At 69.0% G+C, this 23,869-nt stretch carries 17 protein-coding genes; 10 read left to right on the forward strand and 7 right to left on the reverse strand.

Translation table 11 applies throughout. The features are described 5' to 3' along the window. The first annotated feature begins 229 nt into the window (after positions 1-229). From acnB to B6N23_RS03325, 3 genes are all read left to right on the forward strand, one after another. Positions 230-2,833: a bifunctional aconitate hydratase 2/2-methylisocitrate dehydratase gene (gene acnB, locus B6N23_RS03315; RefSeq protein ID WP_305501813.1), complete on the forward strand. Its 2,604-nt coding sequence runs from the start codon at positions 230-232 to the stop codon at positions 2,831-2,833. A gap of 205 nt (positions 2,834-3,038) precedes the next feature. Continuing rightward, positions 3,039-3,527: a ribonuclease E activity regulator RraA gene (gene rraA / locus B6N23_RS03320; protein ID WP_305501815.1), complete on the forward strand. Its 489-nt coding sequence runs from the start codon at positions 3,039-3,041 to the stop codon at positions 3,525-3,527. A 94-nt stretch (positions 3,528-3,621) separates the two neighbouring features. Next, a complete protein-coding gene (locus B6N23_RS03325; protein ID WP_305501818.1) occupies positions 3,622-5,505 on the forward strand; it encodes a glycerophosphodiester phosphodiesterase family protein in 1,884 nt (627 codons plus the stop codon). 109 nt (positions 5,506-5,614) lie between these two features. On the opposite strand, the gene ggt is transcribed toward B6N23_RS03325, so the two are convergent. Together ggt and ppsA are read right to left on the reverse strand one after the other, a co-directional pair. After that, positions 5,615-7,456: a gamma-glutamyltransferase gene (ggt, locus tag B6N23_RS03330; protein WP_305501820.1), complete on the reverse strand. Its 1,842-nt coding sequence runs from the start codon at positions 7,454-7,456 to the stop codon at positions 5,615-5,617. 251 nt (positions 7,457-7,707) lie between these two features. Then, positions 7,708-10,080 (reverse strand): phosphoenolpyruvate synthase, encoded by a 2,373-nt coding sequence (ppsA, locus tag B6N23_RS03335; protein ID WP_305501822.1) that lies wholly within the window; start codon positions 10,078-10,080, stop codon positions 7,708-7,710. Between the two features lie 269 nt (positions 10,081-10,349). Here ppsA and ppsR point away from each other — a divergent pair, with 269 nt between their 5' ends. Beyond that, positions 10,350-11,183: a posphoenolpyruvate synthetase regulatory kinase/phosphorylase PpsR gene (gene ppsR, locus B6N23_RS03340; RefSeq protein ID WP_119023659.1), complete on the forward strand. Its 834-nt coding sequence runs from the start codon at positions 10,350-10,352 to the stop codon at positions 11,181-11,183. Here the strand turns inward: ppsR and B6N23_RS03345 are convergent. The 3 genes from B6N23_RS03345 to B6N23_RS03355 all read right to left on the reverse strand — a co-directional run bounded on the left by B6N23_RS03345 (position 11,180) and on the right by B6N23_RS03355 (position 15,564). After that, positions 11,180-12,385 (reverse strand): CaiB/BaiF CoA transferase family protein, encoded by a 1,206-nt coding sequence (locus B6N23_RS03345; RefSeq protein WP_305501825.1) that lies wholly within the window; start codon positions 12,383-12,385, stop codon positions 11,180-11,182. The genes ppsR and B6N23_RS03345 overlap by 4 nt on opposite strands. Positions 12,386-12,555: 170 nt before the next feature. Beyond that, positions 12,556-13,737: an acyl-CoA dehydrogenase gene (locus B6N23_RS03350; RefSeq protein ID WP_305501827.1), complete on the reverse strand. Its 1,182-nt coding sequence runs from the start codon at positions 13,735-13,737 to the stop codon at positions 12,556-12,558. A gap of 192 nt (positions 13,738-13,929) precedes the next feature. Beyond that, positions 13,930-15,564 (reverse strand): metal-dependent hydrolase family protein, encoded by a 1,635-nt coding sequence (locus B6N23_RS03355; RefSeq protein ID WP_305501829.1) that lies wholly within the window; start codon positions 15,562-15,564, stop codon positions 13,930-13,932. Between the two features lie 169 nt (positions 15,565-15,733). Here B6N23_RS03355 and B6N23_RS03360 point away from each other — a divergent pair, with 169 nt between their 5' ends. From B6N23_RS03360 to B6N23_RS03370, 3 genes are all read left to right on the forward strand, one after another. Continuing rightward, positions 15,734-16,621: an NAD(P)-dependent oxidoreductase gene (locus tag B6N23_RS03360; protein ID WP_369424882.1), complete on the forward strand. Its 888-nt coding sequence runs from the start codon at positions 15,734-15,736 to the stop codon at positions 16,619-16,621. A gap of 76 nt (positions 16,622-16,697) precedes the next feature. Next, complete coding sequence (locus B6N23_RS03365) at positions 16,698-17,552, forward strand: AAA family ATPase (protein ID WP_305501834.1); 855 nt, start codon at positions 16,698-16,700, stop codon at positions 17,550-17,552. 3 nt (positions 17,553-17,555) lie between these two features. Beyond that, positions 17,556-18,746: a vWA domain-containing protein gene (locus B6N23_RS03370; RefSeq protein ID WP_305501837.1), complete on the forward strand. Its 1,191-nt coding sequence runs from the start codon at positions 17,556-17,558 to the stop codon at positions 18,744-18,746. Positions 18,747-18,768: 22 nt separating this feature from the next. Here the strand turns inward: B6N23_RS03370 and B6N23_RS03375 are convergent, their stop codons facing one another. Then, complete coding sequence (locus B6N23_RS03375) at positions 18,769-19,341, reverse strand: helix-turn-helix domain-containing protein (RefSeq protein ID WP_305501839.1); 573 nt, start codon at positions 19,339-19,341, stop codon at positions 18,769-18,771. A gap of 104 nt (positions 19,342-19,445) precedes the next feature. Between B6N23_RS03375 and B6N23_RS03380 the strand changes: the two genes are divergently transcribed. Further along, the gene (locus B6N23_RS03380) at positions 19,446-20,729 is read left to right on the forward strand and encodes a benzoate/H(+) symporter BenE family transporter (protein ID WP_305501842.1); all 1,284 of its coding nucleotides are present in this window, start codon (positions 19,446-19,448) and stop codon (positions 20,727-20,729) included. Between the two features lie 32 nt (positions 20,730-20,761). Here B6N23_RS03380 and B6N23_RS03385 read toward each other — a convergent pair whose 3' ends face one another. Then, a complete protein-coding gene (locus tag B6N23_RS03385) occupies positions 20,762-21,214 on the reverse strand; it encodes a hypothetical protein (RefSeq protein ID WP_305501844.1) in 453 nt (150 codons plus the stop codon). Between the two features lie 242 nt (positions 21,215-21,456). Between B6N23_RS03385 and B6N23_RS03390 the strand changes: the two genes are divergently transcribed. Then, positions 21,457-23,178 (forward strand): proline--tRNA ligase, encoded by a 1,722-nt coding sequence (locus B6N23_RS03390; RefSeq protein ID WP_305501846.1) that lies wholly within the window; start codon positions 21,457-21,459, stop codon positions 23,176-23,178. A gap of 13 nt (positions 23,179-23,191) precedes the next feature. Beyond that, entirely contained in the window at positions 23,192-23,845 is a 654-nt protein-coding gene (locus B6N23_RS03395) for a lytic transglycosylase domain-containing protein (RefSeq protein WP_379687045.1), read from the forward strand. The last annotated feature ends 24 nt before the right edge of the window (positions 23,846-23,869 follow it).

Genomic DNA, 23,869 nt, shown 5'->3' on the forward strand with positions numbered 1-23,869 from the left:
TTTCGGGCACGTCTTCCCCTCACCCTTGTAACCCGACCCACACAGCGCCGACCAAAGTGCAAGGCCCCGCGGGGCGGGGCTTGCTTAACATTGTCGACAGCTTACCGTAGAATCGCGGCCAACTGGACGGGGGGTGCCGTACCCCTGACTCCCGCGCCAGAGGAGCCGTATCGGCAGGTTACGTGCCGGGTCGGGTCACTCTGGCTTCACTAGCAATGAGGGCCCCAACGTGCTTGAAGCCTATCGCCAACATGTCGAGGAGCGCGCCGCCGAAGGCGTGCCGCCGAAGCCGCTGAACGCTGAACAGGTCGCCGCACTGGTCGAGCTGCTGAAGAACCCGCCGGCAGGTGAAGAGGAGTTTGTCCTCGACCTGATCACCAACCGCGTTCCGCCGGGTGTTGACGAGGCCGCCTACGTGAAGGCCGGTTTCCTCACCGCCATCGCCAAGGGCGAGGCCGAGTCGCCGCTGATCGACCGGATCCACGCGGTGAAGCTGCTCGGCACCATGCAGGGCGGCTACAACATCGTCTCCATGGTCGAGCTGCTGGACGACGACGCGCTGGCCAAGGAAGTGGGCGAGCAGCTCAAGCACACCCTGCTGATGTTCGACGCCTTCCACGACGTGGAAGAGCGTGCCAAGGCCGGCAACGCCGTGGCCAAGGACGTCATCCAGTCCTGGGCCGAGGCCGAGTGGTTCCTCTCCAAGCCCGCCCTGGAAGAGAAGATCACCCTGACCGTCTTCAAGGTGCCGGGCGAGACCAACACCGATGACCTCTCCCCGGCCCCGGACGCCTGGTCGCGCCCCGATATCCCGGTGCACGCCAACGCCATGCTCAAGAACGAGCGTGACGGCATCAACCCCGAAGTGCCCGGCACCACCGGCCCGCTGAAGCAGATCGAGGAAGTGAAGGCCAAGGGCTTCCCGGTCGCCTACGTCGGCGACGTGGTCGGCACCGGCTCCTCGCGCAAGTCCGCCACCAATTCGGTGCTGTGGTTCTTCGGCGACGACATCCCCTACGTGCCCAACAAGCGCGCCGGCGGCTTCTGCTTCGGCGGCAAGATCGCCCCGATCTTCTTCAACACCATGGAAGATTCCGGCGCCCTGCCCGTCGAGATGGACGTCTCCAAGATGGAGATGGGCGACGTCATCGACGTCTACCCCTACGAGGGCAAGGTGTGCAAGCACGGCACCGACGAGGTGCTGACCACCTTCGAACTCAAGACCCAGGTGATCCTCGACGAGGTGCGCGCCGGTGGCCGTATCCCGCTGATCATCGGCCGCGGCCTGACCACCAAGGCGCGCGAGTCGCTGGGGCTGCCCGCCTCCGACGTCTTCCGCCTGCCGGAGCAGCCCGCCGATACCGGCAAGGGCTACACCCTGGCCCAGAAGATGGTCGGCAAGGCCTGCGGCATGGCGGGCGTGCGCCCGGGCATGTACTGCGAGCCGAAGATGACCACCGTGGGCTCCCAGGACACCACCGGCCCGATGACCCGTGACGAGCTCAAGGACCTCGCCTGCCTCGGCTTCCAGGCCGACCTGGTGATGCAGTCCTTCTGTCACACCGCTGCCTACCCGAAGCCGGTCGACGTGGACACCCACCACACCCTGCCCGACTTCATCATGAACCGCGGCGGCGTCTCCCTGCGTCCGGGCGACGGCATCATCCACAGCTGGCTGAACCGCATGCTGCTGCCCGACACCGTCGGCACCGGCGGCGACTCCCACACTCGCTTCCCGCTGGGCATTTCCTTCCCGGCAGGCTCTGGCCTGGTGGCCTTCGCCGCCGCCACCGGCGTGATGCCGCTGGACATGCCGGAGTCCGTGCTGGTGCGCTTCAAGGGCAAGCGTCAGCCCGGCGTCACCCTGCGTGACCTGGTCCACGCCATCCCCTACTACGCCATCCAGAAGGGGCTCTTGACCGTCGAGAAGTCCGGCAAGAAGAACGCCTTCTCCGGTCGCGTGCTGGAGATCGAGGGCCTCGAGGACCTCACCGTCGAGCAGGCCTTCGAGCTCTCCGACGCCTCCGCCGAGCGCTCCGCCGCGGGCTGTACCATCCCCCTCTCCGAGGAGAGCGTGAGCGAGTACCTGAAGTCCAACATCACCCTGCTCAAGTGGATGATCGCCAACGGCTACGGTGACGAGCGCACCATCAGCCGCCGCATCCAGGGCATGGAGGAGTGGCTGGCCAACCCGAGCCTGATGCGCGCCGACAAGGACGCCGAGTACGCCGAGGTCATCGAGATCGACCTCGAGGAGCTCAAGGAGCCGGTACTCTGCGCCCCGAACGACCCGGACGACGCCCGCCTGCTGTCTGATGTGGCCGGCGAGAAGATCGACGAGGTCTTCATCGGCTCGTGCATGACCAACATCGGCCACTTCCGCGCCGCGGGCAAGCTGCTCGAGAAGCAGCCGGCCGGCAGCCTGAAGACCCGCCTGTGGCTGGCCCCGCCGACCAAGATGGACCAGCACCAGCTGACCGAGGAAGGCTACTACGGCATCTACGGTCGCGCCGGTGCGCGCATGGAGATGCCGGGCTGCTCGCTGTGCATGGGCAACCAGGCACGCGTGGCCGCCAAGTCCACCGTGGTCTCCACCTCCACCCGCAACTTCCCGAACCGCCTCGGTGACGGTGCCAACGTGTACCTCGCCTCCGCGGAGCTGGCGGCCGTGGCCGCCGTGGAAGGTCGCCTGCCCACCGTCGACGAGTACCGCCGCTACATGGGCGAGTTCGACGCCATGGCCGGCGAGATCTATCGTTACATGAACTTCCACGAGATCGAGGAGTATCAGAACGCCGCTTCCAACGTGATTCCCGTCACCCAGGAAGCCTGATACCCTTAGCTTCGACTCCGATGCTCGCAACATCGAATGGCCGCCTCCGCGGCGGCCTGAGCCGATGACAGAAGCGCCCCTCCGGGGGCGCTTTTTTCGTCTGGCCTCCCACCAAAGCCGTCCTGCCGCACCCCCGACGGCTGTGGCATCATCGGGCTGCACGCCTTTCAGCAATCAGCAACCCGAGCCGAGCAAGGAGCCCGACGTGAGCCATATCATCACCCCCGATATCTGCGACGCCCACCCCGAGGTGCGCGTGCTGGACCCGCTGTTCGTCAACTTCGGCGGCCGCGATGCCTTCTGCGGGCCGATCCGCACCGTGAAGTGCTTCGAGGACAACTCCCTGGTCAAGGAAGCGGTGGCCGAGCCCGGCGAGGGCGCCGTGCTGGTGGTGGACGCCGGGGGCTCCCAGCGCTGTGCGATGCTGGGCGACATGCTGGCCGAGCAGGCCGCCGACAACGGCTGGTCGGGCGTCATCATGTACGGCTGCGTGCGTGACGTGGACGTGCTGGCCGAGACCGAGCTCGGCGTGCAGGCGCTGGGCGCCCACCCGCGCAAGAGCGAGAAGCGCGGCGAGGGCCAGCGCGACATCCCGGTGACCTTCGCCGGTGTGACCCTATCGCCCGGCGAGTGGCTCTACGCCGACAACAACGGCATCCTGGTGGCCGATGCGCGCCTGCCGCTGGAGGGCTGAGGCCCGCCTTCGCCCTTCCCCGCGCGGGCGGCCCCTTGCCGCCCGCTGCCCGAGGGTGTCACCCTAGGGGCATGACCATGACGCCGAACGCCCCATGCTGGCCCTCTCTCAGCTGAGCCGGGACGTGCTGCGCACCCTGCGCGAGCACCTGCGGCCGCTGATCGTCTACCACTTCTTCTTCACCCTGCTGGCCTCGCTGCTGCTGCTGCCGGCGGTGGCCTGGAGCCTGACCCGGCTGCTCGGCCAGTTCGGGCGCCCGGTGATCACCAACGCCGAGCTCATCGATATCCTGATGAGTGCCGGCGGCGCCCTCTGGCTGCTGGCCGCCATCGGCCTCACCTTCCTGGTGCTCTACCTGCAGCAGGCCGGGATGATCCTGGTGGCGGCGCGCCCCCGGGACAACCACGTGCGTCTGGCCTTCGAGGCGCTCTGGTGGACCCTGCGCCGCCTGCCGCAGCTGGCAGCCCTGGTGGTGGTCCAGGTGGGCAGCCACCTGCTGCTGGTCATTCCGGTGGCCTTTGCCATTGCCTGGCTCTACGGCACCTTCCTCGGCGGGCTGGACCCCTACTACGTGCAGCGGGTGCGCCCGCCGGCACTGTGGCAGTTCCTGGCCATCGGCCTGCCCCTGGTGGTGGTCTGGGCGGCCATCGCCGCGACCCTCTACTTCCGCTGGATCCTCGCCCTGCCGCTGGTGGCGCTGGAGGGCCTCTGGCCCCGCCAGGCCCTCAAGCGCAGCCACCGGCTGACCCATGGCCGCAAGGGCCCCATCGCCCTGGCGGTGATCGCCCTGCTGCTGCTGATCATCGCCCTACCGCTGGTCGCTACCCTGCTCTTCGACCGGCTCTTCACACCGATGCTGTGGTGGCTGCCGGAGCGCAACGCCGTGCTGGTGCCGGCCACCCTGGCCTACCTCACCGCCTACGTGCTGGTGACCCTGGCTATCACCTTCGTCGGTATCGCCGCCAACGCCCTGCTCTCGGCCTGCCTCACCCTGCGCCTGGCGCACCGCGAGCCGCGCCCCGCGCCGCCGCCCAAGGGCGCCCACCCCGGGCGCCTGGCCTGGGCGCTGGAGATCGGGGTGATCGTCTTCGCCCTCTCCCAGGCATGGCTGATCGTCAACAGCTTCGAGCTGCGCGACGAGGTCGCCAATATCGCCCACCGCGGCAGCTCCATGGCCGCCCCGGAGAATACCCTGGCGGCGGTGGAGCAGGCGATACAGGACGGCGCCGACTACGTGGAGATCGACGTGCGCCTCACCGCCGACGACGAGGTGGTGCTGTACCACGACCGCAGCCTCACTCGCCTGACCGGCGACCCGCGTAACCTCGGCGAGCTGACCCGGGAGGAGCTGGCCGTCTTCGACGTGGGCAGCTGGTTCGGCGACGCCTTCCAGGGGGAGCGGATCCCGGGGCTCGACGAGACCCTGGCCGCGGTGCGCGGTCGCAACGCCCTGATGATCGACATGAAGCCGGACCCTGGCCGCGAGGTGGCCCTGGTGGAGGGAGTGATCGCCGCCCTGCGCGAGGAGTCGGCCCGGCGCCAGGCCTGCCACGACGAGGCCGCAGACGCCGAGGCGGCCGCGGCCTGCGGGAGCGTGGACGTGGTCGGAGAGACCCGCGTGGCCACCATGTCGGCGGCCCTGGTAGAGGAGATTCGCGCCCGGGAGCCCGAGCTCAGGGTGACCCTGCTGGCCCAGCTGATCCTGCCCGGCACCCTGGACCGGCGCGGCTTCGATGCCCTGGGGCTGCGCCACAACCGCATCACCGATAACGAGATTCGCCTGGCGCGCTACTACGGCTACGAGGTGCACGCCTGGACCATCAATGACCGCGCCCGGATGTCTCAGCTGATCGACCTGGGCGTCGACGCCATCATCACCGACCGCCCGGAGCTGCTCGCCGAGCTGCTGGACGACCGCCGCGAACTCGGCGACGGTGCCCTGCTGCTGGTCAAGCTGCGCAACTGGCTTCGCCGTTAATCGCTCATCACCACCCCTTCCCGGGGCTGCTCGCCGAGCTGCTGGACGACCGCCGCGAACTCGGCGACGGCGCCCTGCTGCTGGTGAAACTGCGCAACTGGCTGCGCCGTTAATCGCCCATCACCACCCCTTCCCGGCGCGGGTCGGCGCCGCCGAAGAAGCCCGTCTCGGTGCGCTGGATCGCCTGCAGCCCGCTGACCAGCTCGCGCTCGCTGGCCTCGTGGCCGCGGGCGTTGAGCGCCTCCAGGGTCGCGGACGGGAAGCGCCCCTCCTCCAGGAACACCGGCCCACCCAGGGTGATGGCGTGGGGCAGGTTCAGGGCCTCCTGGGCATCCAGCCCCCAGTCGAGCATGGCCACCAGCGCCTTGGCGGTGTAGTGGATGATCGCCGCCCCACCGGGGGAGCCGAGGCTCGCCACCAGCTCGCCGCGGCTGTCGCCGTCGCGCGCAAAGACCAGGGTCGGGCTCATGCTGGAGCGCGGCCGCTTGTTCGCCTCCACCCGGTTGGCGATGGGTTGGCCCGCCTCATCCTGCGGAGTGAAGGAGAAGTCGGTGAGCTCGTTGTTGAGCAGGTAGCCGCCGGCCAGCCCCGTGCCGCCATCGGCGAGGATCCGCGAGCCGAAGGCGGCCTCGATGGTGGTGGTCATGGCCAGGGCATTGCCATGCTCGTCGATGATGCTGATATGGCTGGTGCCGTACTCCGGCTGCTCGGGCTGGCTGGCCCAGGCGGTGGCGAGCTCGCCCGGATTGCCGGGCTCGGCGCCGCCGCTACCGAGGCTCTCCTCGCCGATGAGCCCCGCACGCAGCGCCAGGTAGTCGGGGGCGAGCATCACCGACCAGTCGCCGCCGGGGGCCTCCACGAAGTCCGGGTCGCCGATGTAGTGGCCGCGGTCGGCGAAGGCCAGCCGCGAGGCCTCGAGGAACTGGTGCAGCCAGGGCTCGCCGGGCACGCCCTCCTCCAGAGGAGTCTCCACCTCGGGCAGGTGCTCCAGGATGCCGAGGATCTGCATCACGGTGAGGTGGCCCGAGGAGGGCGGCGGGAAGCCGCAGATCTCGTAGGCCTGCCAGGCGGTGCAGATCGGGTCGCGCCGCTTCGCCTCGTAGCCGGCCAGGTCCTCCGCGGTGATGGCGCCAGCACGACTGTGGTGGCCCTGCACCCGGGCCACCAGGTCCTCGGCGATCGGCCCCTCGTGCAGGGCCCGGCTTCCGTGCTCGGCGATCTCGCGCAGGATGGCGGCCAGGGCCGGGTTCTTCAGCGTCACCCCCGCCTCGAGCGGCTCGCCGTTCGGGTAGTAGAAGGCGCTGCCCAGGGGATCGTCGCGCAGCGGCTGCTCGCTTTCGAGGCTGGTGGCCAGTCGCGGGCTCACCGTGAAGCCCTCCTCGGCCAGCCGGATCGCCGGGCCGAAGAGCTCCGCCCAGGGCAGCCGGCCGTGCTCGGCGTGGGCCAGCTCCAGCATGCGCACGGTGCCGGGCACCCCCCCCACCGAGAGACCGCTGGCGGCGGCGGCCTCCATGAAGGGCATCGGCTCGCCCTCCTCGTCGAGGAAGAGCTCGCCGTTGACGGCGGCCGGCGCGGTCTCGCGGCCGTCATAGGCGGCCACCTCGTCACCGTCGTGGTGCATCAAAAAGGCGCCGCCGCCGATCCCGCTGGACTGGGGCTCCACCAGGGTCAGCACCATCTGCACGGCCACCGCGGCGTCGATGGCGCTGCCGCCGGCCCTCAGCACCTGGTAGCCGGCGTCGGTGGCCAGCGGGTTGGCGGCGGCCACCGCGAAGCGCTCCGTGGCCCAGCCGGGCTTCTCCTGTGTCTCGGAGGCGACCTCGGGGGCGATGGCCGGCAGGTCGTACTGAAAGGCCACTTCGGCCTGGGCCGCGAGCGGCAGGCCAAGCATCAGGGCGGCAGTCACCGGCAACAGCAGGCGGCGGCGGAAGGGAACGGCGGGCAGGGTCATGGACAGGCTCCTTGTCACGATCGGGTCAGCGGGAGACTGTCAGCATAGACGAAAGACGCCCGGCCGACTGGAGGTCGACCGGGCGAGAAAAGCCTATCAATGTTTTACTCGGGCTGACCTGGCGACAAGCCTCAGAGGAGGCGCTGTGAACCCTTCCCTGGGCGCTACCGACGCCATCCCTGGCGTAGGACCTCCTCTTCGGCTTGCCCCCAGCGCCCTCGCGGGCGCTGTACTGACGCCAAGTTTAGCGCTTAGCCCAGGGTTTCCCCGGCAAGCATGAACCAGGTCTCCAGCACCGCATCGGGATTGAGGGAGACGGAGTCGATGCCCTGCTCCATCAGCCACTTGGCGAGGTCCGGGTGATCCGACGGGCCCTGGCCGCAGATGCCGACGTACTTGCCCTGGGCCTTGCAGGCCTGGATGGCCATGGCCAGCAGCTTCTTGACCGCCGGATTACGCTCGTCGAAGAGGTGGGCGACGATGCCGGAGTCGCGATCCAGCCCCAGGGTGAGCTGGGTCAGGTCGTTGGAACCGATGGAGAAGCCGTCGAAGTGCTCGAGGAAGTCGTCGGCCAGCAGGGCGTTGGCCGGCAGCTCGCACATCATGATGACCTTGAGGTCATGCTCGCCGCGCTTGAGGCCGTTGGCGGCGAGCAGCTCGACCACCTGGCGGGCCTCGTCGGGGGTGCGCACGAAGGGCACCATGACCTCGACGTTGGTCAGGCCCATCTCCTCGCGTACCCGCTTCAGCGCCCGGCACTCCAGCTCGAAGCAGGGGCGGAAGGTCTCGGAGATGTAGCGGGCGGCGCCGCGGAAGCCGAGCATGGGGTTCTCTTCGCCGGGCTCGTAGAGCTTGCCGCCGATCAGGTTCTCGTACTCGTTGGACTTGAAGTCCGATAGGCGCACGATCACCCGCTGGGGGTAGAAGGCGGCGGCCAGGGTGCTGATACCCTCGACCAGCTTGTCGACGTAGAAGTCCACGGGGCTCGCATAGCCGGCGATGCGCAGGTCGATGGTCTGCTGCAGGTCGGCGGGGAGGCTGTCGTACTCGAGCAGCGCCCTGGGGTGCACGCCGATCATGCGGTTGATGATGAACTCCAGGCGCGCCAGGCCGACGCCGGCATTGGGCAGGCTGGCGAAGCCGAAGGCGCGGTCGGGGTTGCCGACGTTCATCATGATCTTGAAGGGGATCTCGGGCATGGCATCGACGCTGGTCACGCTGCGGTCGAAGGCCAGCAGCCCCTCGTAGACGTGGCCGGTGTCGCCCTCGGCGCAGGAGACGGTGACGTCGCGGCCGTCGGCGAGCACCTCGGTGGCATCGCCGCAGCCCACCACGGCGGGAATGCCGAGCTCTCGGGCGATGATCGCCGCGTGGCAGGTGCGCCCGCCGCGGTTGGTGACGATGGCCGAGGCGCGCTTCATGATCGGCTCCCAGTCGGGGTCGGTCATGTCGGTGACCAGGACGTCACCGCTCTGCACCTTCTCCATGTCCTCCGGGGAGAACACCACCCTGACGGTGCCCTGGCCGATGCGCTGGCCGATGGCGCGGCCGGAGATCAGGTTGCGCCCCTTCTCCTTGAGCTGGAAGCGCTCCAGCTTGCCCCCCTCCTGTTGGGAAACCACGGTCTCCGGGCGGGCCTGGACGATGTAGAGCTCGCCGTCGTCGCCGTCAAGGGCCCACTCGATGTCCATGGGGCGCTGGTAGTGCTGCTCGATGGTCACCGCCTGGCGGGCCAGGGCCATCACCTGCTCGTCGCCGATGCAGAAGCGGCCGCGCTCCTTGAGCGGCACCTCGACGGTCTCGACGGACTTGCCGGCGCTGGCCTCCTTGCCGTAGACCATCTTGATCAGCTTGGAGCCCAGGTTGCGGCGCAGCACCGCCGGGCGGCCGGCGGCCAGGGTGGGCTTGTGGACGTAGAACTCGTCGGGGTTCACGGCGCCCTGCACCACGGTCTCGCCGAGGCCCCAGGAGGCGGTGACGAAGACAGCGTCGCGATAGCCGGACTCGGTGTCCAGGGTGAACATCACGCCTGACGCGCCGGTCTCGGAGCGCACCATCTTCTGGACGCCGGCGGAGAGCGCCACGTTCTCATGGGCGTAGCCGCGGTGCACCCGGTAGGAGATGGCGCGGTCGTTGAACAGCGAGGCGAACACCTCATGCACGGCGCGCTTGATGTTGTCGAAGCCCTCGATGTTGAGGAAGGTCTCCTGCTGGCCGGCGAAGGAGGCGTCCGGCAGGTCCTCGGCGGTGGCCGAGGAGCGCACCGCCACCTTGAGGTTGGGGTGCCGGACGAGGAGCTGGTCGTAGGCGCTGCGCAGGTGCTGCTCGAAGGCGGGCGGCAGCGGCGTGTCGATGATCCACTGGCGGATCTCGGCGCCGGTGCGGGCCAGGGCCGTCACGTCATCCACGTCCAGGGTGGCAAGCGCGGCGTTGATGCGCTCGTTGAGCCCCTCGTGGGAGAGGAATTCGCGGTAGGCGTGGGCAGTGGTGGCGAAGCCGCCGGGCACGGTGACCCCGGCGCCGGCCAGGTTGGAGATCATCTCGCCGAGGGAGGCGTTCTTGCCCCCTACGCGCTCTACATCGTCCATGCCCAGCTCTTCGAACCACAGAATGTAATCGTCCACGGAACCCCCTTGGCTTACGACGACAGGTGGTCATGCCAGGAGGCATGACGGGATGGTCGGCACTCTACCAAGCGAGGGCCATATTCGCCATTGGTCTAACAGCGAAGTCGCTGGAGGATTTTTACAAGAACGGCCGCTTTTCACGGATTCCTGTAGTCGACTAACCAAGTGGCCGGACGGCCGATGCTTGTGGCAGGCGGCGCGGGCACCGACAATAGGGCCCGCTGCCTTTACTACCTTTTCCATTCACTTGCTGCGACGACACCGACATGACCCGTACCGCCTTCTTCATCTCCGATGGCACCGGCATCACCGCCGAGAGCCTGGGCCGCAGCCTGCTGGCACAGTTCGAGAACGTCGAGATCCGCATGGTCACCAAGCCCTACATCGATTCGGTCGAGAAGGCCATGAACCTGGTGGAGGTGATCAACGGCACCGCGGTGCACGATGGCGAGAAGCCGATCATCATCGACACCATCGTCGACAGCGCCATCCGCGACGTGATCCGCCAGGCCGAGGGCTTCAAGGTCGACATCTTCTCGACCTTCCTGGAGCCCCTCGAGCAGGAGCTCGCCACCCGCTCCAGCTACAGCGTGGGACGCACCCACGCCATCGGGCAGGACGAGGTCTACATGGACCGCATCCACTCGGTGCACTTCGCCCTGGACAACGACGACGGCGCCCGTACCCACCAGTACGACAAGGCCGACGTGATCCTGGTCGGGGTTTCGCGCTGCGGCAAGACCCCCACCTCGCTCTACCTGGCGCTGCAGTTCGGCGTCCGCGCCGCCAACTACCCGCTCACCGAGGATGACCTCGACGAGGATGGCGTCCTCAAGCTGCCGAAGGCCCTGGCGCCCCACCGCCACAAGCTGTTCGGGCTGACCATCGACCCGCGCCGGCTGGCGGCGATCCGCCACGAGCGCCGGCCCAACAGCCGCTACAGCTCCATGGACCAGTGCATGCAGGAGGTCGGCCAGGCCGAGGGGCTCTATCGCCAGCTGCATATCCCCTTCATCGACACCACCCGCTTCTCGGTGGAGGAGATCTCCACCCGCATGATCGCCGAAATGGGCCTGACCCGCCGTTTCTCTCCCCGCTAACGTACCACCCCTGCCCGTCTCAGCCGGGCGATATCGTCCGGCGTCAGCCCCATACCGGCCAGGATGGCATCGCTGTCCTGGCCGAGGCGCGGCGGCGCCACCTCGCTGGTGGCGGATTCGCCATCGAAGCGCAGGGGGTTGCCCACCTGGGGGACCTCAAGCTCGCCCCGCCTGAGGGTGCGGCGCATGGCGCGGTGCTGCACCTGGGGGTCGTCGAACACCTCGGTGAGGGTGTTGATGGGCCCGGCGGGAATGCCGCGCGCCTCCAGCTCGGCGAGCCACTCGTCCCGACCGCGGGTCATCAGGATCGCCTGGATCATCGGCACCAGCACCTCGCGGTTGCCGACCCTCGCCGCGTTGGTGGCGTAGGCCGGGTCATCGGCCCACTCGGGGTGGCCGAGCAGGCGGGCGAAGCGGGCGAACTGGGCGTCGTTGCCCACGGTGAGCACCAGGTGACCATCGGCGCAGGCGAAGGCCTGGTAGGGGACGATATTGGGGTGGGCGTTGCCGTGGCGTTCCGGGTCGCGGCCCGAGACCAGGGCGTTGAGGGCCTGGTTGGCGAGCGTCGCCACCTGGACATCGAGCAGGGCCACGTCCACATGGCGCCCGACCCCGGTGCGCTCACGCTCCTGCAGCGCCGCCAGCACCCCCACGGTGGCGTAGAGCCCGGTCGTGACGTCGGTGATCGCCACGCCGGTCTTCATCGGCATGCCGTCGGGCTCGCCGCCGAGGCTCATCAGTCCGCCCATGGCCTGGATCATGAAGTCGTAGCCGGCGCGGTGGGCGTAGGGTCCCTCCTGGCCGAACCCGGTGATGGAGCAGCCGATCAGCCGCGGGTTGAGGGCCCTGAGGCTCGGGTAGTCGAGGCCGTACTTGGCAAGCCCGCCCACCTTGAAGTTCTCCAGCAGGATATCGGCGCCCTCGGCCAGCCGGCGCACCAGCGCCTGGCCCTCCTCGGTGGCGATATCCACGGCCAGCGACTGCTTGCCACGGTTGGCGCAGAGGTAGTAGGCAGCCACCTGCTCCAGGGCATCGCCCTCGGCCAGCCACGGCGGCCCCCAGCCCCGGGTGTCGTCGCCGCGCTCGGGATGTTCGATCTTGATCACCCGGGCGCCCAGGTCGGCGAGCAGCTGGCCGGCCCAGGGACCGGCCAGCACCCGCGACATGTCGAGCACCGTGATGCCTTCCAGCGGTCCGCTCATCTTGACTCCTTACAGAGCGTGTAGCCTACGGGGCTGTTCCGGCGACAAGCCTGCGAGGAGGCGCTGTGAATACCTCCCTGTACGCTACCGATTCCTTCCCTGGAATCGGACCTCCTCTTCGGCTTGCCCCCGGCGCCCCTTGTGATGGGCAACGTTGCAGCTGCCGCGGATCAGCCGGTAAATGCCTGCAGGCCAGTCTGGGCGCGCCCCAGGATTAGGGCGTGGACGTCGTGGGTCCCCTCGTAGGTGTTGACGGCCTCGAGGTTCATCACATGGCGAATCACGTGGTACTCGTCGCTGATGCCGTTGCCGCCGTGCATGTCGCGGGCCACACGAGCGATGTCCAGCGCCTTGCCGCAGTTGTTGCGCTTGATCAGCGAGATCGCCTCGGGCACCAGCTGGCCGTCGTCGATCATGCGACCCACGCGAAGCGCCGCCTGCAGGCCCAGGGTGATCTCGGTCTGCATGTCGGCGAGCTTCTTCTGGATCAGCTGGTTGGCGGCCAGCGGGCGGCCGAACTGCTTGCGGTCCATGGTGTAGTCGCGTGCCGCATGCCAGCACGCCTCGGCCGCGCCCATGGCGCCCCAGGCGATCCCGTAGCGGGCGCGGTTGAGGCAGGAAAACGGGCCCTTGAGGCCGGTCACATTGGGCAGGCGCTGGTCGTCGGAGACCTCCACGTCCTGCATGGCGATCTGGCCGGTGATGGAGGCACGCAGGCTGAACTTACCCTCGATCTTGGGCGCGGTGAGGCCCTTCATGCCCTTCTCGAGGATGAAGCCGTTGATGACGCCCTCGTCATCCTTGGCCCACACCACGAAGACGTCGGCGATGGGAGAGTTGGTGATCCAGGTCTTGGTGCCGTTGAGGCGCCAGCCGCTGTCGGTGCGAGTGGCACGGGTGACCATGCCGCCCGGGTCGGAGCCGTGGTCGGGCTCAGTGAGGCCGAAGCAGCCGACCCATTCGCCGGTGGCCAGCCTGGGCAGGTACTTCTCGCGCTGGGCCTCGCTGCCGAAGGCGTGGATGGGGTACATCACCAGGCTCGACTGCACGCTCATGGCGCTGCGATAGCCGGAGTCGACCCGCTCCACCTCGCGGGCGACCAGACCATAGCTGACGTAGTTGAGCCCGGCGCAGCCGTAGCCGTCGATGGTGGAACCCAGCAGGCCGAGCTCACCCATCTCGTTCATGATCTCGCGGTGGAAGATCTCGTGGCGGTTGGCCTCCAGCACCCGGGGCAGGAGCTTCTCCTGGCAGTAGTCGTGGGCGGTCTGGTAGACCATGCGCTCGTCTTCGCTGAGCTGGTCGATCAGGCGGAAGGGGTCTTCCCAGGTGACGGGGGTGATCTGGCTCATGGAGAGGGCTCCGTGGGTTGGCGATGGGTAATTTCTACATTTTCAACAAATGTAGACCACGAGCGCCCACCTGCCAAGCATAAAAAAGGCCCCCCGAAGGGGGCCAGGTGGAGCACGCCAGCTCACTCGTCGATCGCCAGGTGGTTCAGCGATCATGCCCAACACACTGCGAACGGCGGGCCAGAACCTTAATCATTCCTTACATATCAATTGATTACTGTATCGATGACCTGCCAGGGAGGGGAAAGGCACCTTCATACACCATGCCGCACTGCACCATCCGGGCGCCCCACCGGTGCGAAATGCGCCATGGCGAGGCAGGGGCCCGGGTAAGAAGCGCCGGCCATCCTCAACCCTCCCCCAGGCGATCCTTGTGGATGCGCCCCCCTTCATGATCAGGCGCAGGTTGCGCTCCGGGTCGTTGAGGAAGTCGAGGTCGCGGCTCGGGTCGCCGTCGACCACCAGCAGGTCGGCCAGGGCGCCGGGCTCGATACGCCCGAGGGTGCCGGCATAGGGGGCGCGCGGGCCCGAGAGCGCGAGCAGCTCGCCGTTGCGCCCGGTGGCCATGGCCAGGGCCGTCAGCGGGTCGTAGAAGCGGGTGAGTTTGGCCAGGTGGCGCAGCTGGTTCGGCGTGTTCTGGGGGCTGAAGAGGATATCGGTGCCCCAGGCCGTCTTCACGTCGAAGCGCTGGGCCAGCTCATAGGCGCGCAGCGTGCCCTCGGCCACCCGGCGCTGGGATTCGCGGCGCGCGGCGTCGGGATAGACATTGGCATCCTCATCCTGCAGGAAGGGCTGCAGGCTCCACCAGGCGCCTTCCCCGGCCATCATGCGCACGCTCTCCTCGTCGGCCAGCTGGCCATGCTCGATGGAGCGCACCCCGGCCCGCAGGGCGCGCTGGATCCCCCGCGGCGTGTAGACGTGCACCATCACGTAGGTGCCCCAGTCCTCGGCGGCCTCCACCGCGGCGCGCAGCTCGCGCTCGGTAAACTGGGTGCTGTCCAGGGGATCGTAGGTGGAGGCGACCCCCCCACCGGCCATCAGCTTGATCTGGGAGGCGCCCAGCATCAGCTGCTCCCGGGTGCGGCGCAGCACCTCGGCCTCGCCGTCGGCGATCGCCGCCACCCCCTGGCGCTCCTGCTCGCTGAGCGGCGTGGCGCTGCCGCGGGGCACCTCGTGGCGCATGCGGAAGTCGCCGTGGCCCGACGTCTGGGAGATCATGGCGCCGGCGGGAAAGATCCGGGGCCCGGTCATGATGCCCTCATCGATGGCGCGCTTGAGCGCAAACGAGGGACCGCCCACGTCGCGCACGCTGGTCACCCCGCGCATCAGGGTGCGCTCCGCCTCCCGGGCCGCCACCAAATGCACGTAACCCACGTCGGCGGTCATCGCCGCCACCTGAGTGATGCCCACCAGGGTGGTGTGCCAGTGGGCGTCGATCAGCCCCGGCATCAGCACCCGACCGCCGCAGTCGATCACCTCGGCCCCCTCGGGGTAGGCGTCACCAGGCAGAAGCGCCGAGATGCGCCCCGCCTCTACCCGCACCGCCACATCGTCGCGCAGCGGCGCCCCGCTGCCGTCGAACAGACGCAGGCGGGTCAGCAGCAGCGGACCCTCGCGCTCCTTCGGCGCCTCCCCCACCGCGGAGGGGGCGTGCAGGCCGGCAAACAGCGCCATGACGGCGGCGGTTCCGCCCAGGAACTGGCGGCGGCTGATCTCCGCCATCATGCGCTCGTGGAAGCGCTGGAGCAGCGGCGAGCCGCAGCAGCAGGCCCCGTGAGCGTGGGCGTGAAGCCCTGCGAGGTGAGTGGGTTGAAGCGGCTGAGGCATGACGGGTTCCTTCAACATGGCGCTGCGCGGCCGGTTAGCGCCCACGCGGTTACCGTTTGACACTAGCGCGCTCTTCTGGCCGCAGCCAGCCCCGTTCGCGGCCGATGCGCTTGATGCCGTCGGCTCGGATCGCGCATTCTGCATGCTTTCCTTTTACGGAGAGCACCGCGTGACGAATTCCCAACTCGGCTTTATCGGGCTTGGCCTGATGGGCGACCCCATGACCCGCCGGCTGCTGGAGGCCGGCTTCGATGTGACCGTCTGGAACCGCACCCCCGCCAAGGCCGAGGCGCTGGGCCAGGCCGGCGCCCGGGTGGCCGCCAGCGTCGGCGAGCTGGTGGCCAGCGTGGAGGTGGTGATGCTCTGCCTGGCCAATACCGCCGTGGTGGAGCAGGTGGTGTTCGGCGAGGGCGGCGTGGCGGCGCATGGCCGCCCGGGCCAGACCCTGATCGACCTTTCCAGCAGCGACCCGGCGGCCACCCGCGACTTCGCCGCCCGGCTCGAGGCGCAGTGCGGGATGCGCTGGATCGACTGCCCGGTCTCCGGCGGCGTGGCCGGCGCCGAGGCCGGCAGCCTGGTGATGATGGCCGGCGGCGAGGCGGACGCCATCGACGCCATCCGCCCGGCCCTCGCCCCCATGGCCGCCCGGGTCACCCACATGGGGCCGGTGGGCGCCGGCCAGGTCACCAAGGTGTGCAACCAGATGGTGGTGGGCTGCCAGGCCGCGGTGCTCGCCGAGATGGTGGCGCTGGCCGAGGCCAGCGGCGTGGAGGCCACCCGCCTCGTCGAGGCGCTCTCCGGGGGCTTCGCGGACTCGAAGCCTTTCCAGATCCTCACCCCGCGCATGGCGACGAGCGACTTCGCCGACCCGCCCTGGCACCTGCGCACCCTGCTCAAGGACCTCGACCTGGCGGTGGCCCAGAGGCAGCGCAGCGGCAGCCCCACCCCCATGAGCGCCCTCGCCGCCCAACTGATGCGCGCCCATGCCACCCGCGGCCACGCCGAGCACGACCCGGCAATCCTGGTGGAGGCCTACCGCCCACCGCAGCGGGGGTGATTTGTCGCCATCGCCGCCCTTCCGTACACTTGTTCGAAAATCCCCATTCCTGACGATCTGTCGAGGCACACACTCCATGGCGTTTGATTCCACTGCGACCTATGTCGCCACCGAGGCCCTGAAACAGGCGGTCAACGCCGCCGTGACCCTGGAGCGCCCGCTGCTGATCAAGGGCGAGCCGGGCACCGGCAAGACCCTGCTCGCCGAGGAGCTGGCGGCCTCCCTGGGCACCCGCCTGATCACCTGGCACATCAAGTCCTCCACCAAGGCCGCCCAGGGGCTCTACGAGTACGACGCGGTGAGCCGCCTGCGCGACTCCCAGCTGGGCGTCGAGGGCGTGGAGAACGTCGCCAACTACATCAGGCCCGGCAAGCTCTGGGAGGCCTTCAGCGCCAGCGAGCGGGTGGTACTGCTCATCGACGAGATCGACAAGGCGGACATCGAGTTTCCCAACGACCTGCTCCACGAGCTGGATCGCATGGCGTTCCACGTCTATGAGACCGGCGAGACCGTGACCGCGCGCCACCGCCCGATCATCGTGATCACCTCCAACAACGAGAAGGAGCTGCCCGACGCCTTCCTGCGCCGCTGCTTCTTCCACTACATCGAGTTCCCCGACCGGGCGACCATGCAGGCCATCGTCGACGTGCACTTCCCCGACATCGCCCCGAAGCTGGTGGGCGAGGCGCTGGAGGTGTTCTTCGAGCTGAGGGAGGCCCCGGGCCTCAAGAAGAAGCCCTCCACCTCGGAACTGGTGGACTGGCTGAAGCTTCTGATGGCCGACGAGCTGGCCCGAGAGGCGCTCTACCACCGCGACCCGGTGAAGGCGATCCCACCGCTGGCCGGGGCGCTGGTCAAGAACGAGCAGGATACCCAGCTGCTGGAGCGGCTGGCCTTCATGCTGCGTCGCCAGGGCAACCAGAGGCGCTGACCCATGTTTATCGGCCTGTTCGAGACCCTGAAGCGTGCCGGGGTGCCGGTGTCGCTGCGCGAGCTGCTCGATCTCCACGCCGCGGTTGAGCGCGGCGTTGTGTTCGCCGACATGGAGGCCTTCTACCAGCTGGCGCGCACCGTGATGGTCAAGGACGAGCGCCACTTCGACCGCTTCGATCGTGCCTTCGCCGCCTGGTTCGAGGGGCTCGAGAACCTGGATGCCGCCATCGAGGCGCTGATCCCGGACGACTGGCTGCGCCGGGAGTTCGAGAAGCAGCTCTCCGAGGAGGAGAAGGCACAGATCGAGTCCCTGGGCGGGCTCGAGAAGCTGATCGAGACCTTCAAGCAGCGCCTCGAGGAGCAGAAGGAGCGCCACGCCGGCGGCAACAAGTGGATCGGCACCGGCGGCACCAGCCCCTTCGGCGCCTACGGCTACAACCCCGAAGGCATCCGCATCGGCCAGGAGGGCTCCCGCCACCGCCGGGCGGTGAAGGTGTGGGACGAGCGGCGCTTCCGCGACTACGACGACTCCCTGGAGCTTGGCACGCGCAACATCAAGATGGCGCTGCGAAGGCTGAGGAAGTTCGCCCGTCAGGGGGCGGCGGAGGAGTTCGACATCGACGCCACCATCCGCGAGACCGCGCGCGACGCCGGCCTGCTCAACGTGCAGATGCGCCCGGAGCGCCACAACGCGGTGAAGGTGCTGCTGCTGCTCGACGTGGGCGGCTCCATGGACGACCACATCCGTACCTGCGAGGAGCTCTTCTCCGCGGCACGCTCGGAGTTCAAGCACCTGGAGGCCTACTACTTCCACAACTGCCTCTACGAGGGGGTGTGGCGCAACAACGCTCACGACCAGACAAGACGCCACGCCGAGCGCATCCCGACCATGGACGTGCTGCACACCTACGGCGAGGACTACCAGGTGGTGATCGTCGGCGATGCCGCCATGTCGCCGTATGAGATCACCCATCCCGGCGGCAGCGTCGAGCACTTCAACGATGAGGCCGGCGCGGTGTGGCTCGAGCGCCTGGTGCACAAGTTCCCACGCCTGGCCTGGCTCAACCCCATGCCGCGGCGCGCCTGGGAGTATACCCACTCCACCCAGCTGATCCGCCAGCTGATCGACGACCGCATGTACCCCATGACCCTTGAGGGGCTGGAGAGCGCCATGCGGGACCTGGCCCGGTAGGGGCCGTCGTCGCCCGCGGCCGCTAGAGGGTCTCCCCCGCCGCGGCCCCGGGCAGGTAGTGGATGACGTCATGGAAGCGCAGCGGCGCCTCGCCGAGGCTGCGCATGACGTGGTGGCAGTCCGCCTGGAAACGCAGCGCCTCGCCGGGCCGCAGCCGCTGCTCCTCCGCCTCGCCCAGGGTCAGGCCCAGCTCACCTTCCAGCACCACGATGTGCTCCACCACCCCCGCGGCGTGGGGCGAGGACTCGCTCGCCGCCCCGGGGGCCAGCGCGATCTCGAACATCTCGAAGCCCAGCAGGGGGTCATAGGGAAAGATCACCGTCGCCTGCATGCCCACGGCGTCGCGCCCCCAGCGCGTCTCGCCGGCGGGTCCCGCCTCGCTGCCCGGCGCTCCGAACAGCGACGAGAAGGAGACCGAGAAGCCGCTGGCGATCTTCCACAGCGTCGACACCGTGGGGCTCGACTCGCCCCGCTCGATCTGCCCGAGCATCGCCTTGCTGACCCCGGTGGCCCGAGCGGCCGCCTCCAGGCTCCAGCCCCGCGCCTGGCGCAGGGCCTTGAGCCGCTGCGCGATATGAGTGGCGATCTCCTGCATGGAAAATCCTCCCGAAACGACTTGTGCGCTATAACGCACGATGGTAGGGTGCCGCCTATTGTACGTCATAACGCACGGCCGGCGACAGCCGGGAGGAGCCCGAGATGATCGAATACCGCGATACCCCCGTGACGCGGGACGCGCCGACGCGCTCGGTATGGCGGGACTTCAGCGCCTCCACGCTGGTCACCGGGCTGGTGGCGGTGCTGGTAGGCTACGGCAGCTCGGCGGTGATCATCTTTCAGGCCGCCGAGGCCGCAGGCGCCAGCGACGCCCAGATCGGCTCCTGGCTGTGGGCGCTGGGCATCGGCATGGGGCTCACCTCGCTGGGGCTGTCGCTGCGCTACCGGATGCCGATCCTCACCGCCTGGTCGACCCCGGGCGCCGCCCTGCTCGCCACCAGCCTGCCGGGCGTGCCCATGGAGCAGGCGATCGGGGCCTTCCTGTTCTCGGCGGCGCTGATCACCCTGTGCGGGGTGACCGGCCTGTTCGGCGCCCTGGTGAAGCGTATCCCGCCGGCGCTGGCCGCCGCCCTGCTCGCCGGCGTGCTGCTACGCTTCGGCATCGAGCTCTTCGCCACCCTGGCCAACGCCTGGCTGCTGCCGCTGGCCATGCTGGCCAGCTACGTGCTGGGGCGTCGCTTCGCGCCCCGCTACGCCATCGTGCTGGTGCTGCTGGTAGGGGTCAGCCTCACCGCCATGCAGGGGGAGCTGAGCCTTGCCGGAGTGAGCCTCGCCCCGACCCTGCCGGTCTTCACCGCCCCGGCCTTCTCGCTCGCTACCCTGGTCGGGGTCGGGATCCCGCTCTTCGTGGTCACCATGGCCACCCAGAACCTGCCGGGCATCACGGTGCTGCGGGCCGCCGGCTACCGGCCGCCCACCTCACCGCTGATCGGCTGGACCGGGGCGGCCACCCTGGGCCTCGCCCCCTTCGGCGGCTTCGCGCTCAACCTGGCGGCGATCAGCGCTGCGGTGTGCATGGGGCGGGAAGCCCACGAGGATCCGTCGCGGCGCTACACGGCGGGTGTGGCGGCCGGCGTCGGCTACTTGGTGCTGGGAGTGTTCGGTGCCACGGTGACGGCTCTCTTTGCGGCGCTGCCGGGCGCGCTGATCGCCGCCCTGGCCGGGCTCGCACTGCTCGGCACCATCGGCAACGGCCTGGCCGCGGCGATGGCTGACGAACGCCAGCGCGATGCGGCCCTGGTGACCTTTCTCTTCACCGCCTCGGGGGTCACCCTGCTCGGCATCGGGGCCGCCTTCTGGGGGCTGGTGGCGGGAATGGCGGTGCTGTGGCTCGGTGCCGGCCGGCGACCCGCCGAGCGCCCTCTCACCCAGGAAAGGGCCACGCAGGAGAAGGTGACACAGGATAAGCAGGCAACGATCGGCTGAGCCCTACGCAAGCCGCCGCCGGGAGTGGCCGATCAGGCCTCGCCGTCGGTGGCGGTGCCGAGCCGCGCCTCGTCGTCGATGCCGGCCATGCGCACCAGGGCCAGCGCCTCGTCCAGGCTCGCGACCTCCTCGACCATCATCAGTTCGCTGTCCAGGCTCACCGCCTTGCCGGTCTTCTCGGAGAGCAGCCGCTCCAGGGAGGCGACGTCCATGCCCTCCTCCAGCCGCATGGCATCCACGCCGGCCGAGGTGTGCCCGCTGGGCAGGTAGATGGTGCCGTTGGAGAAATCGACCGCGTAGGCGACCACGCCGGGGACGATGAAGAAGAGCAGGCCGACGCCGTTGGCGATCGCCACCACCGGGTCGATGCGCCCGCTCTGCTGGCCCTTGCGCTCGGGGTGGAAGACGGTGCCGCAGCCCACCAGGGCGGTGATGGACACACCGAGGAGAAGACCGGTCAGGCCGCGACGGAGAGCGGGAGTCATGCGGAAACCTCCATGAAAGGGGGGAGCCGTGGCGCCGAGCGAGGACATGCGTGACTCGGCGTCGCCTGGCAAACCAGCGAGAGTCTATCACACCCCGTCCGCAGGCCCAGTCGCGGGAAAACCCGACGGATGACGCCCTTCTCACGGTCGCTTTTGCCGCCTCCCGCGCTTGGCCGTACAATGCGCCCATTCGCCGCCACGACGGCGGCCCGCCATCTGCTGACCGAGGAACCCCGGGACCCATGCGCGCCACTCAACTGCTGATCGCCACCCTCAAGGAAACCCCCGCCGACGCCGAGGTCATCAGCCACCAGCTGATGCTGCGGTCGGGAATGATCCGTCGCCTCACCTCCGGCCTCTATACCTGGCTGCCGGTGGGCCTGCGCACCCTGCGCAAGGTCGAACAGATCGTGCGCGAGGAGATGGACCGTGCCGGCGCCCAGGAGGTGCTGATGCCGGCGGTGCAGCCGGCCGAGCTGTGGCAGGAGTCTGGCCGCTGGGAGCAGTACGGCCCGGAGCTGCTGCGCCTCAAGGATCGCCACCAGCGCGACTACTGCGTCGGCCCGACCCATGAAGAGGTGATCACCGATCTGGTGCGCCGCGAGATCGCCAGCTACAAGCAGCTGCCGGTCAACTTCTACCAGATCCAGACCAAGTTCCGCGACGAGATCCGTCCGCGCTTCGGGGTGATGCGCTCCCGCGAGTTCATCATGAAGGACGCCTACTCCTTCCACGTCGACGAGGCCTCCCTGAAGGAGACCTACCAGGCGATGTACGATGCCTACACCCGCATCTTCACCCGCCTGGGCCTCGAGTTCCGCCCGGTGCTGGCCGACTCCGGCGCCATCGGCGGCGACCGCTCCCACGAGTTCCACGTGCTGGCCGACTCCGGTGAGGACGCCATCGTCTTCTCCAGCGACTCCGACTACGCCGCCAACATCGAGAAGGCCGAGGCGCTGCCGGCGCCGCTGGGCACCACCCCCGAGCGCGCCGCCCCCGCCGAGGAGCTGCGTCTGGTCGACACCCCCGATGCCCGCACCATCGCCGCCCTGGTGGAGCAGCATGGCCTGCCCATCGAGAAGACCATCAAGACCCTGATGGTCCACGCCGCCGAGGGCGGCCTGATCGCCCTGCTGGTGCGCGGCGACCACGAGCTCAACGCCATCAAGGCCGAGAACCTCCCGGAGGTGGCGGAGCCGCTGACCATGGCCAGCGAAGAGGAGATCCGCGCCGCGGTGGGCGCCGGCCCCGGCTCGCTGGGCCCGGTGGGCCTCGCGATGCCGATCATCGTGGATCGCAGCGTGGCGCTGATGAGCGACTTCGGCGCCGGCGCCAACGTCGACGGCAAGCACTACTTCGGCATCAACTGGGAGCGTGACGTCGCCCTGCCCCAGGTCGCCGACCTGCGCAACGTGGTGGAGGGCGACCCCTCCCCGGATGGCCACGGTATCCTCTCCATCAAGCGCGGCATCGAGGTGGGCCACGTCTTCCAGCTGGGCCGCAAGTACAGCGAAGCGATGGACGCCAACGTGCTCGGCGACGAAGGTCGCGCCCTGCATCCCTGGATGGGCTGCTATGGTATCGGTGTGACCCGGGTCGTGGCCGCCGCCATCGAGCAGAACCACGACGAGGCCGGCATCATCTGGCCCGACGCCATCGCCCCCTTCCAGATCGCGCTGGTGCCAATGAACGCCCACAAGTCGCAGCGTGTGCGCGAGGAGTCCGAGAAGCTCTACGGCGAGCTGACCGCCGCCGGCTTCGAGGTGCTGCTGGATGACCGCGACCTGCGCCCGGGCGCCAAGTTCGCCGACCATGAGCTGATGGGCCTGCCCCACCGCCTGGTGGTCGGCGATCGAGGCCTGGACAAGGGTGAACTGGAGTACAAGGGACGCCGTGACAGCGATGCCACCATGGTACCGGCCGAGCAGATCCTCGACTTTCTGCGCGAGCGCATCAGCCCCTGACGCGCACCGCCGCGTGAAGCGCGCCATCGCGCTCACCGCGCTCTGCCTGGCCGCCGCCTCCACGGCGGCGGCCAGCGATGACAGCTTCCTGGCCGCTCTGGACGCCGACCGACGCCCCCTGGTGGTCCAGGCGCTGCCCCCCACGCCCGCCTCCCTGCGCACCACCCTCGACGCCAGCCTCGCCACGCCCCGCGACCCGACCGAGATCTGGGCGGCTCGCCAGTGGCAGAGCGCCATGGCGCCCTCGCTGGCACGCTTCGTCAAGGACGAGGCGCTGCGCGGCGAGCTGCTGCAGCGGGTCTACCTGGAGGCGCGCCTGGCCAACCTGCCGCCGGAGCTGGTGCTGGCGGTGATCCAGGTGGAGAGCGCCTTTCGCGCCGACGCGGTCTCCTCCGCCGGGGCCGTGGGCCTGATGCAGATCATGCCCTTCTGGATCCGCGAGCTGGGCCTTCCCGCCGACGACCTCAAGGACCCATGGCGCAACCTGCGCTACGGCACCACCATCCTGGCCCACTACCTGGCGGTGGAGCGCAGCGACTTCACTCGGGCGCTGGCCCGCTACAACGGCAGCCTGGGCCAGACCTGGTACCCGGAGCGGGTGATGCGCGCCTGGCAGCGCCACTGGCGCGGGCCCGCGGAGAACGGACGGGTCACCGTGCAGCGCTGACGCTGCGCCGCCCCCGCAGCAAGG

The organism is Halomonas alkalicola (genome assembly GCF_030704205.1).
Classification (GTDB): domain Bacteria; phylum Pseudomonadota; class Gammaproteobacteria; order Pseudomonadales; family Halomonadaceae; genus Halomonas; species Halomonas alkalicola.